Annotated in this window: 16 protein-coding genes and 3 pseudogenes; 12 read left to right on the top strand and 7 right to left on the bottom strand. The window is 38.1% G+C overall.

Annotation, left to right across the window (positions count from 1 at the left end; translation table 11 throughout):
- A complete protein-coding gene (locus ACWYN3_RS36775) occupies positions 1–249 on the bottom strand; it encodes a hypothetical protein (protein WP_456218614.1) in 249 nt (82 codons plus the stop codon).
- 104 nt (positions 250–353) lie between these two features.
- Here ACWYN3_RS36775 and tgt point away from each other — a divergent pair, with 104 nt between their 5' ends.
- The 6 genes from tgt to ACWYN3_RS36745 all read left to right on the top strand — a co-directional run bounded on the left by tgt (position 354) and on the right by ACWYN3_RS36745 (position 6,723).
- Complete coding sequence (gene tgt / locus ACWYN3_RS36770; RefSeq protein WP_068402527.1) at positions 354–1,484, top strand: tRNA guanosine(34) transglycosylase Tgt; 1,131 nt, start codon at positions 354–356, stop codon at positions 1,482–1,484.
- Positions 1,485–2,591 carry an LptF/LptG family permease gene (locus ACWYN3_RS36765; protein ID WP_456218613.1) on the top strand — a complete coding sequence of 369 codons (1,107 nt, stop codon included), beginning with the start codon at positions 1,485–1,487 and terminating at the stop codon, positions 2,589–2,591.
- Positions 2,591–3,484: a DMT family transporter gene (locus ACWYN3_RS36760; protein ID WP_456218612.1), complete on the top strand. Its 894-nt coding sequence runs from the start codon at positions 2,591–2,593 to the stop codon at positions 3,482–3,484. The genes ACWYN3_RS36765 and ACWYN3_RS36760 overlap by 1 nt, the downstream gene beginning before the upstream one ends.
- Positions 3,485–3,613: 129 nt before the next feature.
- Positions 3,614–6,034 carry a TolB family protein gene (locus ACWYN3_RS36755; RefSeq protein WP_456218611.1) on the top strand — a complete coding sequence of 807 codons (2,421 nt, stop codon included), beginning with the start codon at positions 3,614–3,616 and terminating at the stop codon, positions 6,032–6,034.
- Positions 5,976–6,428 carry a hypothetical protein gene (locus tag ACWYN3_RS36750; RefSeq protein ID WP_456218610.1) on the top strand — a complete coding sequence of 151 codons (453 nt, stop codon included), beginning with the start codon at positions 5,976–5,978 and terminating at the stop codon, positions 6,426–6,428. The genes ACWYN3_RS36755 and ACWYN3_RS36750 overlap by 59 nt, the downstream gene beginning before the upstream one ends.
- Before the next feature lie 4 nt (positions 6,429–6,432).
- A complete protein-coding gene (locus ACWYN3_RS36745; RefSeq protein ID WP_456218609.1) occupies positions 6,433–6,723 on the top strand; it encodes a LapA family protein in 291 nt (96 codons plus the stop codon).
- Positions 6,724–6,725: 2 nt separating this feature from the next.
- Here the strand turns inward: ACWYN3_RS36745 and ACWYN3_RS36740 are convergent, their stop codons facing one another.
- Positions 6,726–7,601, bottom strand: coding sequence for an MBL fold metallo-hydrolase (locus ACWYN3_RS36740; protein WP_456218608.1), 876 nt, complete (start codon positions 7,599–7,601; stop codon positions 6,726–6,728).
- Between the two features lie 121 nt (positions 7,602–7,722).
- Here ACWYN3_RS36740 and ACWYN3_RS36735 point away from each other — a divergent pair, with 121 nt between their 5' ends.
- Both ACWYN3_RS36735 and ACWYN3_RS36730 read left to right on the top strand, forming a co-directional pair.
- Positions 7,723–9,621: a WG repeat-containing protein gene (locus tag ACWYN3_RS36735; protein WP_456218607.1), complete on the top strand. Its 1,899-nt coding sequence runs from the start codon at positions 7,723–7,725 to the stop codon at positions 9,619–9,621.
- Positions 9,555–10,316 carry a tetratricopeptide repeat protein gene (locus ACWYN3_RS36730; protein WP_456218606.1) on the top strand — a complete coding sequence of 254 codons (762 nt, stop codon included), beginning with the start codon at positions 9,555–9,557 and terminating at the stop codon, positions 10,314–10,316. The genes ACWYN3_RS36735 and ACWYN3_RS36730 overlap by 67 nt, the downstream gene beginning before the upstream one ends.
- Before the next feature lie 115 nt (positions 10,317–10,431).
- On the opposite strand, the gene ACWYN3_RS36725 is transcribed toward ACWYN3_RS36730, so the two are convergent.
- The 5 genes and pseudogenes from ACWYN3_RS36725 to ACWYN3_RS36705 form a co-directional block, all read right to left on the bottom strand.
- The gene (locus ACWYN3_RS36725; protein WP_456223280.1) at positions 10,432–10,488 is read right to left on the bottom strand and encodes a hypothetical protein; all 57 of its coding nucleotides are present in this window, start codon (positions 10,486–10,488) and stop codon (positions 10,432–10,434) included.
- Positions 10,489–10,510: 22 nt separating this feature from the next.
- Positions 10,511–11,485: pseudogene (locus tag ACWYN3_RS36720) on the bottom strand (trans-sulfuration enzyme family protein).
- Between the two features lie 129 nt (positions 11,486–11,614).
- Positions 11,615–12,031: an OsmC family protein gene (locus ACWYN3_RS36715; protein WP_456218605.1), complete on the bottom strand. Its 417-nt coding sequence runs from the start codon at positions 12,029–12,031 to the stop codon at positions 11,615–11,617.
- A gap of 6 nt (positions 12,032–12,037) precedes the next feature.
- The gene (locus tag ACWYN3_RS36710) at positions 12,038–12,517 is read right to left on the bottom strand and encodes a 4-(cytidine 5'-diphospho)-2-C-methyl-D-erythritol kinase (RefSeq protein WP_456218604.1); all 480 of its coding nucleotides are present in this window, start codon (positions 12,515–12,517) and stop codon (positions 12,038–12,040) included.
- Positions 12,507–12,842, bottom strand: a complete 336-nt coding sequence (locus ACWYN3_RS36705; RefSeq protein WP_456218603.1) for a 4-(cytidine 5'-diphospho)-2-C-methyl-D-erythritol kinase — start codon at positions 12,840–12,842, stop codon at positions 12,507–12,509. The genes ACWYN3_RS36710 and ACWYN3_RS36705 overlap by 11 nt, the downstream gene beginning before the upstream one ends.
- 166 nt (positions 12,843–13,008) lie before the next feature.
- On the opposite strand from ACWYN3_RS36705, the pseudogene ACWYN3_RS36700 reads away from it, so the two are divergent.
- From ACWYN3_RS36700 to secF, 4 genes and pseudogenes are all read left to right on the top strand, one after another.
- A pseudogene (locus ACWYN3_RS36700) lies at positions 13,009–13,804 on the top strand (thymidylate synthase).
- The gene (locus ACWYN3_RS36695; RefSeq protein ID WP_456218602.1) at positions 13,801–14,286 is read left to right on the top strand and encodes a dihydrofolate reductase; all 486 of its coding nucleotides are present in this window, start codon (positions 13,801–13,803) and stop codon (positions 14,284–14,286) included. The pseudogene ACWYN3_RS36700 and the gene ACWYN3_RS36695 overlap by 4 nt, the downstream one beginning before the upstream one ends.
- A 224-nt stretch (positions 14,287–14,510) precedes the next feature.
- Positions 14,511–16,590: pseudogene (gene secD, locus ACWYN3_RS36690) on the top strand (protein translocase subunit SecD).
- On the top strand, positions 16,587–17,351 hold the full coding sequence (gene secF, locus ACWYN3_RS36685; RefSeq protein ID WP_456218601.1) for a protein translocase subunit SecF: 765 nt from the start codon (positions 16,587–16,589) through the stop codon (positions 17,349–17,351). Before secD ends, secF begins: the two are co-directional and overlap by 4 nt.
- Positions 17,352–17,539 lie beyond the last annotated feature (188 nt).

Here is a 17,539-nt window from a genome sequence, read left to right as displayed (position 1 = left end):
TCAGGATATTTTCTGTTGTAAGACAGCTGGCAGATATTGAGTTAAATTCTCCGCCTCATTACGTGCGCATATAATTACACTCAAAGGTTTAGAAGCCGTTTCGGGTAACTCTTCGACTTTAACAAGGGCGAGTTTTAAATGTACAGATAGACTAAAATAAAGCTGAACGGCAAAACAAAAAATGAGGGCACCCAGCAGGCAACTTTCTAGTAAGGTTAATTCCACGATGGTTTTTTTGACAAGCGCCAAATTTCTGATTTTTAATCTGTAATGTAGCCTATGTTGATAAAAAAATCGAGAACCGGGTGTTTTTTCATACTTTTGCCGAGATTTTTTGAAGCGTACACACATTTATGAAATTTACCTTACAGGCAAACGACCCTCAGTCAAAAGCAAGGGCAGGAACAGTTACAACTGCTCATGGCGATATCCAAACACCGATTTTCATGCCTGTGGGCACTGCAGGAACGGTAAAAGCCGTTCATCAGCGAGAACTTAAAAATGATATTGATGCCCAGATTATTTTAGGAAATACTTATCATTTATATTTAAGACCAGGACTTGACGTATTGGAAGGTGCTGGTGGTTTACATAAATTCATAGGCTGGGACCGCCCGATTTTAACAGATAGCGGAGGCTACCAGGTCTACTCTTTGAGTAAAGTAAACAAAATCAAAGAAGAAGGAGTAACTTTCCGATCACATATTGACGGCTCAAAACACCTTTTTACTCCTGAATATGCAATGGATATTCAACGTACCATCGGTGCCGATATCATTATGGCTTTTGATGAATGTACACCTTATCCATGTGACTATAAATACGCAGCGAATTCTATCAATATGACACACCGCTGGTTAAAGCGCTGCTGTGCACGTTTTGATACGACTGAGCCTAAATATGGTTTTGATCAGACCTTATTCCCTATCGTACAAGGATCGGTATACAAAGATCTAAGAAAGAAATCTGCAGAATTTATTGCTTCAATGGGTCGCGAAGGAAATGCTATCGGCGGTCTTTCAGTTGGAGAACCAGCAGAAGAAATGTACGGCATGACTGAAGTTGTCTGTGACATTTTACCTGCAGACAAACCACGTTACCTGATGGGCGTAGGTACACCTATCAATATTTTAGAGAATATTGCGTTAGGTGTAGATATGTTCGATTGTGTAATGCCGACCAGAAATGCGAGAAATGGAATGCTTTTCACCAGAAACGGAATCATTAATATTGGTAATAAAAAATGGGCAGACGACTTCTCTCCTATTGATGCTGAAAGTGATTTATATGCTGATCAGGTGTATTCAAAAGCATATTTGAGACATTTGATGCACTCGAAAGAGATGCTGGGTGCACAAATTGCCACCTTGCATAATCTTCATTTTTATCTGTGGCTGGTTAAAGAAGCCAGAGAAAAAATTATCAGCGGTGAGTTTTACGCATGGAAGAATAAAATGGTGACTATATTAGGGAATAAATTATAAATGAACATCCTCAAAGGCAGATTTAAGATTATTGACCGCTTTATTATTGGCAAATACCTGGGTACATTTATTTATACCCTGAGTGTCTTTGTGGTCATTATTGTTATTTTTGATTTGTCAGAAAAGATGGATGACTTCTTAAGAAGCAAGTTATCAATGTGGGAGGTAATCTGTCAGTATTATGCAGGTTCCATCCCCTTTTATGTAAACATGCTTTCTCCGTTGATTAACTTCATTGCCGTAATTTTCTTTACAGCGAAGATGGCTGATCAAACAGAGATTGTCCCCATCTTAAGCGGTGGTGTAAGTTTTAACCGCTTTTTACTGCCTTATTTCATCTCCGCCTTTATTATCTTTTCCTTTAACCTGGGCTCTAATTTATACATACTCCCCTATACCAATCAGCTTAAGAATACCTTTGAAAACACCTATGTAAAGAAGAATGATCCGACCAGCAAGCCTAATATTCATATGAAGCTGGATGATAACACTTACATCTACATGGAAAGTTTTGAGAATAAAACCAAGTCAGGATATCGTTTTATGCTGGACAATTTCAGAGGTGATGTATTGGTCAAAAAGATAATTGCTGATCAAATCAAATGGGATTCTGTAAAACACAGCTGGAAATTAACCAACTACTCTATCAGAACAGTTAATGGACTGAAAGAAAGTATGTTTAAGAGTATAGACAAGCCTAAAGACACAATACTGGATATGCGTCCGGATGATTTTTCTGCTTATGATAATATTTACGAAATCCTCCCTAACAAAGAGCTTTCTGATAAGATTAAGAAAGAAAAGACAAGAGGAACAGGTATTGAAAACGACCTGCTTTTTGAGTTGTATAAACGCTGGCTGCAACCTTTATCGGCATTTGTATTGACACTTATTGGTGTTGCCCTATCCTCCCGCAAGGTAAGAGGAGGTGTTGGGCTTCCGCTGGGTATAGGGATTATTCTGAGTTTCCTGTACATCGTAATGAATCAGTTCGCTAAAATGTTTTCACTTAAAGGTGGTATTTCCACCCTGCTGCTTGCGGTAATGATTCCTACTATATTTTTCGGCTTGCTAGGTCTTTACCTGTTAAAAAAAGCACCAAAATAATGACGACGCTCTCCCCTTCTGCGATCAATAGAAATCTGCTTATTCTTCATTTTACAGTTTTCATATGGGGTTTTACAGGTATCCTGGGAGCTTTAATTTCAGTAGGGCCGGTAGAAATGGTCTGGTACAGAGTCATGATTGCGAGTATCACACTCCTCATTTATTTTAAAGCCACTAAATTCAGTATTAAAGTAACCCGAAAAGAATTTCTTCAATTCTTTTTCACCGGCAGTATTGTTGCCCTCCACTGGATTTTATTCTTTCAGGCGATCAAAGTATCCACTGTTTCAGTAACACTGGTATGCCTGTCCTCTTTCACTTTATTCACTGCTATCCTTGAGCCTATCATCAAGAAGACTGCGGTACAGCTCAGTGATATTTTTTTAGGAATAGTTATCATTTTCGGAATTTACCTGATCTTTCATTTTGAATCTAACTATACAGAAGGCATAATTTTCGGTCTTTCCGCGGCCGTAGCTTCGAGTTTATTCTCCATTATCAATTCAAATTTTGCTCAAAAAAGTGATGCCAAAGTGATTAGTTTCTATGAACTTTCAGGTGCTTTTTTCTGGATTACAATTTATCGCTTATTTGACCATAGCTTATTCAACGAGAGTTTCAATCTGAGTGTTTCGGATTGGATTTACCTAATGATACTTGGTACCGTTTGTACTGCACTTGCCTACATCGCCGGCGTCTCAGTCATGCGTACCCTGTCTGCTTTCCGGGTAGCTCTGATCAGTAATCTTGAACCCGTTTACGGTATCATCCTGGCCTTCCTTTTCTTTGGCCACAAGGAAACGATGTCGGTTGGATTTTATATGGGATCTGCCCTGATTTTAGGCGCTGTATTTTTATATCCTATTTACAAAAAGCGCCAGAGCAAAAGCTAATTCAGCACTCAATAATTTTATTGCTAACCATTTTATTTTGAAAGGAATAAGTGTATCTTCATCAAATTGTCAAAAGAGCAGACAAATTAAGATCACCTGAAAAACCAATTATTTTAGTCATACAAAATAATGCATCAAAAGATAAACTATAAACTTATAATCAGTATTTTAGCATTAATAAGTTCAATATCAATACCAGGTAAGGCATATGCACAGATTTTTGGGGGAGAACAGAACCCATTTAGTGTAAACTGGAGACAAATCAACACCTCAGGGTTTAAAATAATTTACCCGGTAGAGATGGAATCTGAGGCACAGCGGATGGCCAATAATATCCGCTATATATTCCCTAAGGTTGGGCGCAGTCTGAACGTTAAAAAAACGACTATTCCTATTATCTTTCAAAATCAGGGTGTGATTGCCAATGGTTTTGTTCAGCTTGGCCCTAAAAAATCAGAATTCAACACCACTCCTCCCCAATCTTTTGACAGCCAGGACTGGCTGAATAATCTTGCTGTTCACGAGCTTCTTCGTCATGTAGCCCAGTTTGATAAATTAACCAATGGCAGACCTTATCCCTTTCCCGAAGAAGTTTACTTTGCCTGGATGGGCGTGAGTATCCCGCTATGGTTTTTTGAAGGAGACGCTGTATCTAATGAAACCTCTCTTACACATGCAGGTCGCGGACGTCAGCCCAGCTGGATTATGCCTTACAGAACAGCCCTGTTACAGGGTAAAAACTTATCCTACAGCAAAGCAAATTTCGGTTCTCAAAAAGATGTAACTCCGGGTTATTACCAGATCGGTTATCTGCTGGCTTCCCACATTCGTGCAGCTTCCGGAAAATTCGTCTTCGATAGTGTCCTTACAGATATCAAAAAGCGGCCGTTGCGTATTTACCCATTCGCTGGAAGCTTAAAAAAATTCAGTAGTAAAACAGGTAAACAGTGGTACAGCTATACTTCGGCAAAGCTCAAAGCAGACTGGGAAAAACAAGCTCAGCTCAGCCCTTCCAAAGATTACCCTGTGCTTAATCAGGAGGTAAAATATGCAACGGATTATTCCCTTCCGGTACAAATATCCGATGGAAGAATTTTGGTACTTAAACAAAGTAAAGCTTTACCCGCAGCTTTTACCTTGATAGACAAAGATAAAAAAGAGCACAGAATACAAGGAATCGGCCAGCAGGAACAGCCCTGGTTCAGTTATGCGAAGGATATAGTCGCTTGGGATGAGATCAGGTATGACCCCAGGTTCCAGCAAAGAAGTTATAGTGTAATTTGCACTTATAACCTGCAAACAAAAAAAGTCAGACAACTGAGCAAAAGATCCAGAATATTCTCTCCTACCCTTTCTGCTGATGGATCTAAGATTGTTGCAGTAGAAATTGATCTGAGCAACAAAGTACAATTAATTGTCATGGATGCTGCCAGCGGAAAAATCATCCGGAGCTATCCGAACCCTGGAAACCTGTTATTGCAAACACCCGCTTTCAACAGTACAGGAACCATGATCACTTATATCATCAGTGTTACTGAAAAGGGAAAAGCCCTCTGGACAGTTGACAATGAGGGCAAGACAGAAAAAATTATCAGCGAAACACAGCAACAGTTAAGCAGACCGGTATTCATTGGTTCACATATCGCGTTTAACGCCCATTACAACGGAATCAACAACATTTACGACATCAATCCCATCTCAAAAAAGATAAATGCCCTGAGCGCGTCAAAATACGGGGCATTCAATCCTTCTGTAATTAACGGAACGGACAGCATTTTATTTAATAGTTATAATCTGTTTGGTTATGAAGTCACCAAAACAAAGATTGAAGAACAAAAAACTGGTAAAGACAACTTTGTCTTTTTTGGCGAAGCTGCCGAAAAGCAGGAGAATACCGGAAACGTATTTGACAACATCCCTGATAGCAGCTTTACTTCTGCTCCTTACCGGAAACTAGGCCACCTGATTAACATACACAGCATAATTCCAGTGATTGCAGATGAATACAAAGGAGGGTTACAATTAAGATCAAATAATCTGCTGAATACTTTTGATGCTTATGCAGGTGTAAACTATCAGCGTGATCTTGGCCGATTTGAATATAATGCCGGTGCAAGCTTCAAAAGTCTTTATCCTATATTCAATGTCAGTTTCACAAACAGACCGCGCAGAACTTTTTATAATATGGGCACGGGTACAAAACAAGGGGACTGGAGAGAAAACTATGTGAAGTTACAGGCGATAGTCCCGCTTAATCTGAGTGCACAGAATCATAATTATAATTTCTCCGTTAATGCAGGAACAAGTTATACGCAAAGGTACGATGCACAAAACATGCCTTCCAACTTTGTGACTTTTATCAGGTTCCCTTTAGAAACCGGGTTCACTTTTACACATACTATCCGTTCTGCTGAAAGAGATATTGCCCCAAGATGGGCACAGGTGTTAAAGTTCAATTATTTTAGTCAGCCTTTCGATAAACAACTGAGCGGTGATTTATTTGCAGCAGCAGGTTTCTTTTATTTTCCCGGACTGGGCAAGAAATCATAGTTTCCTGGCCAATTTCAATTTTCAGGAAGCTAATGGGATCCGCGCCTATAACAATGAAATCAATACCGTTTATGGGTATAATAATATCATAGCAAAAGGCAGGCTTAAAAACACTTTGCTCCTGAATTATCGTTTTCCTATTGCTTTTCCTGATGCAGAAATCGGCCCGCTGGCTTATATCAGAAATCTCCGTGGCGGTGTGTTCTGTCATTATGAAAACCTGGGCTCAGACAGTAATTTATCTCAGCCTAAAACTTATGGCTTTGAATTACATGGCAACATGAACCTGCTGCGTTATCAGCCAAACGTTGATTTAGGTACAAGATTTGTGTTTGTAAACAAAGAATACCATCGTAATCCTATCTTTGAATTAATTGTTAACTATACTTTCTAAGCTCATGCGTACTAAAACCATCCTGATTATCATTCTCACTGTATTAATCACCATTTTTTTGATGATGAATACAGACGCAGTTCAATTTGATTTTATATTCGTTAAAAAGGACATTTCTAAATTACTGGTTGTCGGAATATGCACTTTTGCGGGTTTTCTGCTGGGTTACTGGGCCGGTCGTCCAAGAACTGTAATCAGCACTTATGACAGAAATGAAGATGATATTCTTCCGGTCAATCCTCCGCAAGTAAACAAAAATGCTTTGAGCGACGAAGACAGAGATTATATCAGCTAATCTTAAAGTTCAAATACGTCACTATACCTGGCAATGTGAAATCCATTTTTAAGGACGATTTTCGTTTGTCCGCTTTCCGGATTCAATAAAGGATTGGTATGGTTCAGATGGATAAAGTAAATTTTATCTTTATCCTGTTTGGAAAGATTTTTAAATAACTCCATACTTTCCACAACTAATGGATGCGGAATTTCAGTAATTGGCCTGTTGTTCATCTCAGTGGCATCGTAAAAAGTAGCATCTATAAAAGCATAATCCACTTTCCTGATTTCATCAACAATATTTTTTTCCACTTTGGACCATTTGTCAATATCAGGGATAAAAAGTGCTTTTTTATTAGGGCCCGCGATCAGATAACCTACTGTTTCAGAGAATTCGTCACGGTGGGGAACTTTAAAGGCTGTTACTTTGATATTGGATGAAAGCACATTGACTTTTTCGTTTTCAATTGGTTTGATACTGATGTTAGCTAAACTAACCAATTGGCTCCAGGGGCCATTATGTTCTAAAAAAGACTTCATTTTTGACATCGCATAAACAGGTACTTGTTTAGCATTAAGCGCCTCTCTGCCCAGGTACATCAAACCCGCGTAATGCCCGATATGTGCATGGGTAATAAAAATTCCATCCGGAACTTCTTTACTGCTAAATTCAGAGGCTTTTTTTAATGCTTTGATCTGAAATGGAAGATTCGGTGTTGCATCAAATAACCAGTTTAATTTATTTTCAGGGTCAATTACCCCTAAGGAAGAAACCATACGGGTTGGGTCCGGATGTTCAAACAAATCTTTACAGCATGCTTTGGTACAACCGATATGCGGTGATCCTCCATCCTGAACATTGCCCAATACAATAATGGATGGCACAACTACTTTCAACTTAGCTTGCGGATGAATTATTGACTGTCCTTTTACCTGAGTAAAAATCAGAGATAATAGTACTATAGCAGATGATATTTTTTTAGTTTAGCCAAAGTAGAGAAAAAAAATAATTTAACCGATGTCCCACAGAGTATACTTGTATAACACCAATGAGCCCGATGCTTATAATGAGGAAAGCGTGATGATGATGGAATGGGGCTATGAACTTTCTATCCTGCTTCACCCTTTACTGGTTAGTGATGGTCGTATCATCGAAGACGGTAGTTTTGATGTGCATATCAGCCTTAATCCTGACGAACCGGAAAATAGTCCCGTTCTTTTTTATCACGCTGCGGCAGGTATAGAAAACTTTAAAAGGTTTTATAATTTCATCGAAAAACATCAGGATGAACTAATTGATAACCCCGAAAAATTTCAACTGGCTAAAGAACGTCTCTTTAAATATCTGGATGAATTAGACCAGCCCTACTTCCTGCTCAATGCTTCGGATGTATTTAATATGAGCGAGGAAAATCATTTTGATCAGGCACAAGAGTGGATGGAAAACATCAGACACAACAATTCGGTTATCAGCAATGCTATAGATGCAGATGATAGTCCGCAATTAAACCTTTCCTTATTCACCAAACATACCGGACTGGGTTTCAAGGATTTTAAAGCACTGCTAAATTACGAGGATTACGATTATGGCTGGGCGATGATTGATCATCCTGAGCCCGAAGATACCGAGATCTTCGAAGAAAACGGACTGATGGGATTAAAAGATGGAGATGGAAAAATCCTGATTGCCCCGGTTTATGATAAAATTTACGATTTCAGTTATGACGATATTGCAGTAGTCTCCACCAATGGTCAGTTTGGCTATGTGAACAAAAGTGGTCAGGAGATTATCAAGTCTCAGTTTGATGACGCCTTTGTTTTTGAAGGGGGTTACGCCACAGTGATCAAAGCAGAACAGTATGGTCTGATTGATAAAAAAGGATCAGTTGTTATTGATTTTCAATATCAGGACCTGATAGATATTGTTTCGGACGGCAGATATTTTACGGCAAAACTAAATAACAAATGGGGAGTAATTGATGTAAAAAACGAGATACTTCTTCCTTTTGAACAGGAAGAGTCTATAAGTTCGGATGATTACGGATCGACCTTTACTATTCCTGTTCCGGATAAAACAGAAAAGTTAATCTATACTAATCGTTTTGTATTCCTGACTGAATGTGACCCAAAATTTGTAACCGGTTTAAGTATCCCCGGAGAATCCTATCTCTATGAAATAACCAAAAAAGAAAAGACAACAGAGAATTTGCTATACAATGATCAGGCACTGCTGATCACGAGTGGTTATGAAAAGATAAAGGAAAACCTGTATACAGTTTTTATCCTCAAAAAGCAGAAAAAACAAGGCTTAATAAATTATAAGGGTGAGCTGCTGCTTGATTTTGATTATGATAAAATTGAAAAGTTTCAGTTGGTTTTAAACGAACCGCTTCAGAATTTATATCCGGCAATACCAGAGGAAATGAAAGATGAATATTGCACATTTTTCAAAATCAAAAAAGGTAAGAAATGCGGGGTTTATCTTTCAGTGGGTAATTTCAATCAACAAATCATTGAGTTGATTTATAATGATATTAAGCCTTTAGACCATACTACAATTGCTGTTAAACAAGGTGATTTATGGGGTCTTACTGATGTATTTGAAAAATCTCTTCCCACTATTTCTTACGATTTTATCATCAGCACCCACGGTTCAGAGAATTCGTGTTATGCTTGTAAAGGCGATCATGTATATCTCATTGATTCTGGTATTATAACTGATGCCGACCCTCAAAATTTACAATATTATATCAATTTAAATAAAGATACAGGGTATTATTATTTTGATGTCGATCAGGCTAGGCTACTCAAATACAATTATATTGATATAAGAGTCTTGCTCCTGAAGATTTGCTTTATAATAAAGCAACAGCACTGCTGGAGAGTGGAAGAAAAACAGATGCAGCAAAAGCTGTAAAACTCTTTCAGGAGGCCGTAACTTTGGGCCACATCTTTTCAATGAATGAACTGGCTGTTATTTATGAAGATCATGCCGACAAGTATCCTGAACATAAAAATCCTCAGGAGTCTTTTCAACTCTTTCTGAGAGCCGCACAAGCAGGTAACGCTATTGCGATGTACAATACAGGCCTTTGTTATTCAAAAGGTATGGGTACTCCTGCCGATACTGTGCAAATGATCCATTGGTACACGCAAGCCTTTGATGCGGGTTATACTGCTGCTGCATTAAAACTAGGAAATTACTATTACGATGATGATAATGAAGACTATGAACTGGCCCTGAAATATTATACTATCGCAGAAAAAGAAGGTGAAAACTTAAATATTGAATTGGGATGGTTACATAACTATTTTAATGAAACGGCTAGCGCATTACCTTATTTATTGAGAGCTGCTGCCGATGATGAAAGTTATGCTTACTGGCAACTGGGCACCTATGCACAAGATGGAATAGAGATGGAAGTAAATATCCCTCTGGCCCTTGAACGTTATAAAAAAGCGGTAGAAAAAGGATATAATTTAGCATACCTTGAATTATACAAGCTATATACCTCTGTTCCGGGTTTTGAAGATAAAGTATTGGCCGCAGCATATAAAGAAAAAGCCAAAGCCTGCGGACTTGAAGTAGCAGATGAAAAAAAAAAATTCTGAATAAGCTCATCAGTATATTCAAAAGCAAAATATTCAAAGGCAAAAAGTAAAAAGACCTTTAATCAAAAGGATGTTTTTTTTTTTTAAAGGTCTTTTTAAAATCTGTATGAATTGATTAGACTAATGCCTGCTCAATATCTGCTATAATATCATTGATATGTTCCAGTCCAATAGAAAGACGAACTGTTCCCTGCTCAATACCAACCCTGCAATCTTTCTTCTTCAGTTAATTTTGCATGTGTACTCGTTGCCGGATGTGTAGCAATTGAACGTGTATCTCCAAGATTTGCTGAAATAGAGAACATTTTCAGTTTATCCATAAAGCTACCTGCTGCTGTTACACCACCATTGATGATCAGCGTTACAATACCACCACCCAGCTTCATCTGCTTTTTAGCAATATCATATTGCGGGTGAGAAGGTAAAAATGGGTATCTAACCTGTTTCACTTTAGGATGTGCTTCTAAAAATTCAGCCACCTTCAAAGCACTTTCACAATGTCTGTCCATACGAACAGCCAGTGTTTCTAAACTTTTAGAAAGAATCCATGCATTAAATGGTGACATCGCCGGCCCGCTGTGTCTTGCGAAACCTTCAATTTGTCTGATCAGTTTATCAGAACCCAAAATTACACCACCTAAAGTACGTCCCTGTCCATCGATAAATTTCGTAGCAGAGTGTATAGATAAATCAGCACCATATTTTTTAGTGGCTGCTGTAAATATGGAGTTGCAAAACAGTTATCAACAATCAGTAATATATTATGTTTTTTTTTTAGCCAGTTGTCCTATCCACTCCAAATCAATAATATCAATTCCCGGATTAGAAGGTGTTTCTACAAAAATAATTTTCGTGTTTGGCTGAATACCATTTTCCCATTGCTCTTTTTTATCCAGATCAGCATAAGTATAGGAAATATTCCATTTAGGAAAAATTCCATTCAGCAACTGATGTGATGAACCAAAAACCGAACGGCTCGATAAAATATGATCTCCTGCACTTAAAAAAGTAGCGAAAGTGGTAAAAATCGCTGCCATACCTGTAGCAGTTACCCAACCCGTCTCCGCACCTTCGAGTGCTGCCATCTTTTCAATCAGCTCTGAAGTATTAGGATTTGCATAACGGCTGTAAACATTTCCTTCTTTTTCGTTCGCAAACAATGCCCGCATTTCTTCGGAATCGTCAAACTTATAGCTGGAAGTTAAGTTAAGTAAAGTGGTACAGAGTGTTCTTTATACTGACTGCGCTCTGCTTGCAAACGGATGGCCAGGGTTTCAAAATTATCTTCTTGCATGATATTAATTATGGATAGTGTACGAAAATTTGATAGCGGCCGAACGGCCTAAAATATTTGAAACCGAACAATATTTTTCAAAAGTCAGCGCCAAAGCTCTTTCTACCTTTTGTTCATTCAGTTTACCGTATAGATTAAAATGGATATCAATCACATCGAATATCGGAGGTACTTCCTCGTCCTTACGTGTTGCATTTATTTTGATTTTAATGTCGTCTAATGGCTCTTTCTGTTTAGTTAATACATTGACAACATCAATACCACTGCATCCGCCCAGGCCAACCAGTAACATTTCCATGGGTCTGAAACCTTTGCCTTCCCCACCTATTTTAGGATTTGCATCCAGTTCGACTGTTTTTCCTCCCGAATTTTCGGCTTCAAAATTGAATAGTCCGCTCTTACGTATTAGGTTGATTTCCATTGTTAGCTAAATATTGTAAAACACTTTATTATCTTTTTCCAGTTGCGGTAAAGTTACTGCCCTCTCAAATATCGCAAAGACACTCGAACCACTGCCACTCATTAGTGCAAATGTAGCACCCGCGTGATAAAGCTGATCTTTTATTTGAGAAATTTCAGGATATTTTGAGAAAACAGGCTTTTCAAAATCATTTTTCAAAGAATTTTTCCATTCAGTTACAGGAAGTTTGATCAGTTCCTTCAATCCTGTTTCTGGAAAAGCAGGGCTGAGCGTACCAAATGCTGCTGTTGTAGCTACATGCACCGGAGGTTTCACCAAAACTATGAAGTATTTAGAAAGGTCTATCGTTAATGGAGAGAAATGATCTCCTTTTTCTGTCGCAAATACAGGTTCATTCCTGATAAAGAAAGCACAATCCGCCCCCAATATTCTGGCATAATCTTCCATTGCTTCTATCGTTAAACCTAATTTGAATTTAGTATTCAACAATTTGATTAAAAAAAGCGGCATCCGCAGACCCTCCGCCAAGCCCCGCACCAACAGGAATATTTTTCAACAAAGTAATCTGCTGAGCAGGTATCTTAAAATCCTGTTGAAGCAATTTAAATGCTTTCAAACAGATATTATCAGTCATTTCGCCAGGAATATCAATTCCTCTGATCTGACAGGAAGTCTCTTCGGCATCAGTTATTTCTAATGCATCATATAGCTTTACCGGGTAAAAAACTGTTTCCAGATTATGATATCCGTCAGCTCTTTTCTCAATAACATTTAAGCCGAGATTAATTTTAGCATTGGCAAATGCAAGCATCGTCTGGTTTTTAAAGGTATGGAGCACAAACTTACAAAAGGAAGGAATATTTTACTCTATTAAATTCGTCTATTTTCAAACTCCTGCCTAAATTCGGTTGATAAATTTAAACAGCTTGTATATAATTTGTTTTAGTTTTGTATTTTAAGCGAAATTATCCTCCAACATGAAACAATATCTGGACTTAATGCAATACGTGCTGGACCATGGGGCACAGAAACACGACCGGACGGGAACAGGGACCATCAGTACATTTGGCTATCAGATGCGTTTTAACCTCCAGGAAGGTTTTCCTATGGTGACCACAAAAAAATTACACCTGAAATCAATCATCCATGAGCTGATCTGGTTTTTGAAAGGTGACACCAACATCAAATACCTGAAAGACAATAATGTCAAAATATGGGATGAATGGGCAGATGAGCAAGGCAACTTAGGACCGGTTTATGGCTCGCAATGGCGATCATGGCCAACACCTGACGGCAGGCTTATCGATCAGATCAGTAATGTCATCAACACGATCAAAACTAATCCGGATTCACGAAGGATTATTGTTTCTGCATGGAATGTAGCTGATATTGATCAGATGGCTCTTCCTCCATGCCATGCCCTATTTCAATTTTATGTGGCCGATGGTAAATTAAGCTGTCAGCTTTATCAGCGCAGTGCTGATATATTTTTTAGGTGTACCTTTTAATATCGCTTCTTATGCTTTGTTAACGATGATGGTCGCACAAGTATGTAATCTTAAATATGGCGAATTCATCCACACGCTGGGTGATGCACATTTATATAATAACCATATTGAACAGGCAAAACTGCAATTAAGCAGGGATACCAAAACTTTACCTGTCATGGAAATTAATCCCGAAGTGAAAGACATTTTCAGCTTCACGTTTGAAGATTTTAATCTTAAAAACTACGAACCACATCCGCACATTAAAGGAGCTGTTGCCGTATGATCGTCTCTATCATTGTTGCCATTGCTGAAAATAATGGAATAGGAAAAGATAATCAATTGCTATGGCATCTGCCTGCTGACCTCAAACACTTTAAGAACACAACCAGTGGCCATACCGTTATTATGGGCCGTAAAACATTCGATTCTGTAGGAAAACCACTGCCTAATCGCCGTAACATTGTAATCACCCGTGATAGTTCTCTTGAAATTCCAGGGGTCGAAGTGGTGACTACACTGGATGCTGCGATCGCACTTTGTGATCCGAATGAAGAAGTGTTTATTGTAGGCGGCGCACAAATCTATAATATGGCGATGGCCATAACCGATAAAATCTATCTGACTGTGGTTAAAGGCCATTTTGAGGCAGATACATTTTTCCCGGCAATAGACCCTGATATATGGAAAGAGGAAAGTAGCAACAGCTATGAACCGGACGAAAAAAACCTCATTGGTTATACAATTTCAACCCTTGTTCGAAAATAGTTCCCAATCCTCAATAAATATTATATAAGGCTGACTATTAATTAAAAAATTAATTAGATTTGCCGACTTGTTGAAAAAAATATACAGCATAGACAAATAATTACAAACAAAAATGCAAGGTAAAGGTTTCATTAAATTTATGGCAATACTATTAGGTATTGTCTGCGTGTATTCCCTCTCGTTCAATTTCGTTACGTCGAAGGTAGAAAAAGACGCTAAAGCGTATGCTAAAGGCGATCCGGCTAAGGAAAAAAGCTTATTTGGACTCCATGTCAACTGTCCCGGTTTATCCGATATTCGGGTTTGACTATCAGTTCTGTAAAGGGAAAGAAATCAACTTAGGTCTTGACCTTAAAGGCGGTATGAACGTAACGATGGAAATTTCGTTAGGTGAACTGGTTAAATCTTTAGCTAACCATACTGATGATGCTAACTTTAACAAAGCATTAGCTACTGCTCAAACGCAGTTAAATGCAGGTGGTAAAGATTTCATCGGTTTGTTTGTTAATGAATTTGAAAAAATCAGCCCGAATGTAAAACTTGCAGATTATTTCTCTAACCAGGATAATGCACAGCAGTTAAAAGCTAACGCAAGCAATGCTGAAGTTAAATCTTACTTATCAAAAGAAGCAACCAGCGCAATTGACCGCTCATTCATTATTATCAGAAGCCGTATTGACGGATTTGGTGTAGTGAGTCCTAACATGCAGAAACAAGAAGGTACTAACCGTATCCTGATTGAGATGCCAGGTGTGCAGGATAAAGAAAGGGTTCATAAACTACTACAAGGATCTGCAGAATTACAATTCTGGCAGGTGTATCAAAATGAAGAGGTTTACTCTATCATGGAGAACATCAACAAGACTCTTGCTGCTACGTTGAAAGATACTGCTGCTGTAACCACTGTAAAAGACACTGCCGCAAAAGCGAAAAGTGCTTTAGCTAATTTAGCTAAGAAAACTACAGGAAAAGATTCTACAGACTTAAAAACTAAAGAACTTTCTAAATCGAACCCATTGTTCGCTTTATTAAATATCCCTACTTATCAGAATGCACAAGGACAGCCTGCTTTACGTCCTGGTCCAACTGTTGGATGGGTTGCACAAAAAGATACTGCTAAAGTAAATTCTTACTTCAGAAGACCAGAAATCGCTTCAATCGTTCCTCAGAGTTTCAAATTCATGTGGAGTGTAAGACCAATGGATGGTACTAAAGTTTTTGAACTTTATGCAATCAAATCTGTTGCTCCGGATCCGGATGGAAAACCTGATTTAGGTGGTGAAGCAATCAGTGATGCCCGCCATGATTACGATCAGAAAGGTAAACCTGAAGTGACCATGTACATGACTGGTGACGGTGCTCAGAAATGGAAAAAAATCACAGCAGAAGCTTCTGCTGATCCAAATAACAAAAAATCTATTGCTATCGTTCTTGATAACGCAGTTTACTCTGCTCCTACTGTTCAGAATGAAATCCCTAATGGTATCTCTTCAATCACTGGTAACTTTACAGTGAATGAAACACAGGATTTAGCAAACATCTTAAAAGCAGGTAAATTACCAGCGCCGGCACGTATTGTTGGTGAGTTTGTTGTTGGTCCATCATTAGGAGAGGCTGCAATTCACGATGGTTTAATGTCATTCGTATTGGCATTCATTGTGATCCTTGTATTCATGGCCTTGTATTACAATAAAGCTGGCTGGGTAGCTAACCTTGCTTTGGTGATCAACTTATTGTTCATCATGGGTATCCTGGTTTCAACTGGGTGCTGTACTGACTTTACCTGGTATTGCTGGTATCATCCTGGTAATCGGTTTATCAGTTGATGCGAACATCCTGATCTTCGAACGTGTAAGAGAAGAATTAAATCATGGTAAATCAACAGCTGTTGCAATTAGTGAAGGTTTCAAACATGCAATGCCTTCTATCATTGACTCAAACGTTACGGTATTAATTTTAGGTGTTATTCTTTACGTATTCGGTAGCGGCCCGGTTCAGGGTTTTGCAACTACATTATGTATCGGTATCTTATCTTCTCTGTTTTGTGCGGTATTAATCTCCCGTTTAGTATTTGATTCATTATTGAGCAAAAATGCTAATATCACTTTTGGTAACAAAGCAACGATCCACGCCTTTAAAAATATCGCTTTCAACTTTGTTGGACGCAGAAAGATCTATTATACTATTTCTTCTATCATCATTATCCTAGGTATCATTTTCTACTTCAAAAACGGTGGATTAAGATTAGGTATTGACTTTTTAAAGGAGGAAGAACTTACATCGTTCATTTCGATAAAGGAATGAATACTGAAGATGTAAAAGAGAAATTGGCTCCAAGTTTCCAGAATGAAGAAGTTCAGGTAAAAACTGCTGGTGCTGATAATGAATTAAAAATCACAACTACTTATCATATTGCTGACCAGGATGCTGGTGCTGATAAAATAGTTGAAGATGCCTTAAAAGCTGGTTTAGCTAAAACAGGTAGCAAATATACTATTGAAAGTAACCAGAAAGTAGGGCCAATTATTGCAAGTGACCTTGTTTCAAGTGCTTATTTCGCAATTTTATTCTCTTGTCTGCTGATGTTTGTTTATATCATCATCAGGTTCAAGAAACTAAACTATGGTCTAGGTGCGGTTATCGCTTTATTCCATGATGTTTTACTGGTACTATCTTTCTATACGATCCTTGATGGTGTTGTACCTTTCTCTTTAGAGATTGGTCAGGATTTCATCGCTGCGATCTTAACGGTTATGTCTTATACGATGACTGAAACAGTAGTTGTGTTTGACCGTATCCGTGAGAAATTAGCCGAGACTGGTAAAGATGACTTATATGGTGAAGAGCGTAATACTTTAATCAACTTCGCTTTAAACAGTACATTAAGTCGTACCATCTTAACCTCATTAACAGTATTCTTCGTATTACTTGTAGTCTTCATCTTCGGTGGAGAAAGTATCCGTGGATTTATCTTCGCGTTATTAATTGGCCGTGTTATCGGTACATATTCTTCATTATGTATCTCTACTCCAATTGTAATTGACTTAGGAAAGAAACACGCATAAGTAAAATACATTCTATTAAAATCCTCCTTCTGATTAAACAGAAGGAGGTTTTTTTTTTTTTGCGGGTATCCCCCAGTCTTCAGAGAAGATTATATGCATCACAAAAAAGCTCATCATTTAGCTAATTTCCATTAATCATTTCAGGTCAGATTTCTTTTCTTTTGTAAGGAAGCTAAATCATTTTACAT

It is taken from the genome of Pedobacter sp. NJ-S-72 (assembly GCF_053890575.1).
Note: the sequence above shows the minus strand (reverse complement) of the source record. Positions and strands in the feature narration are given on the sequence as shown.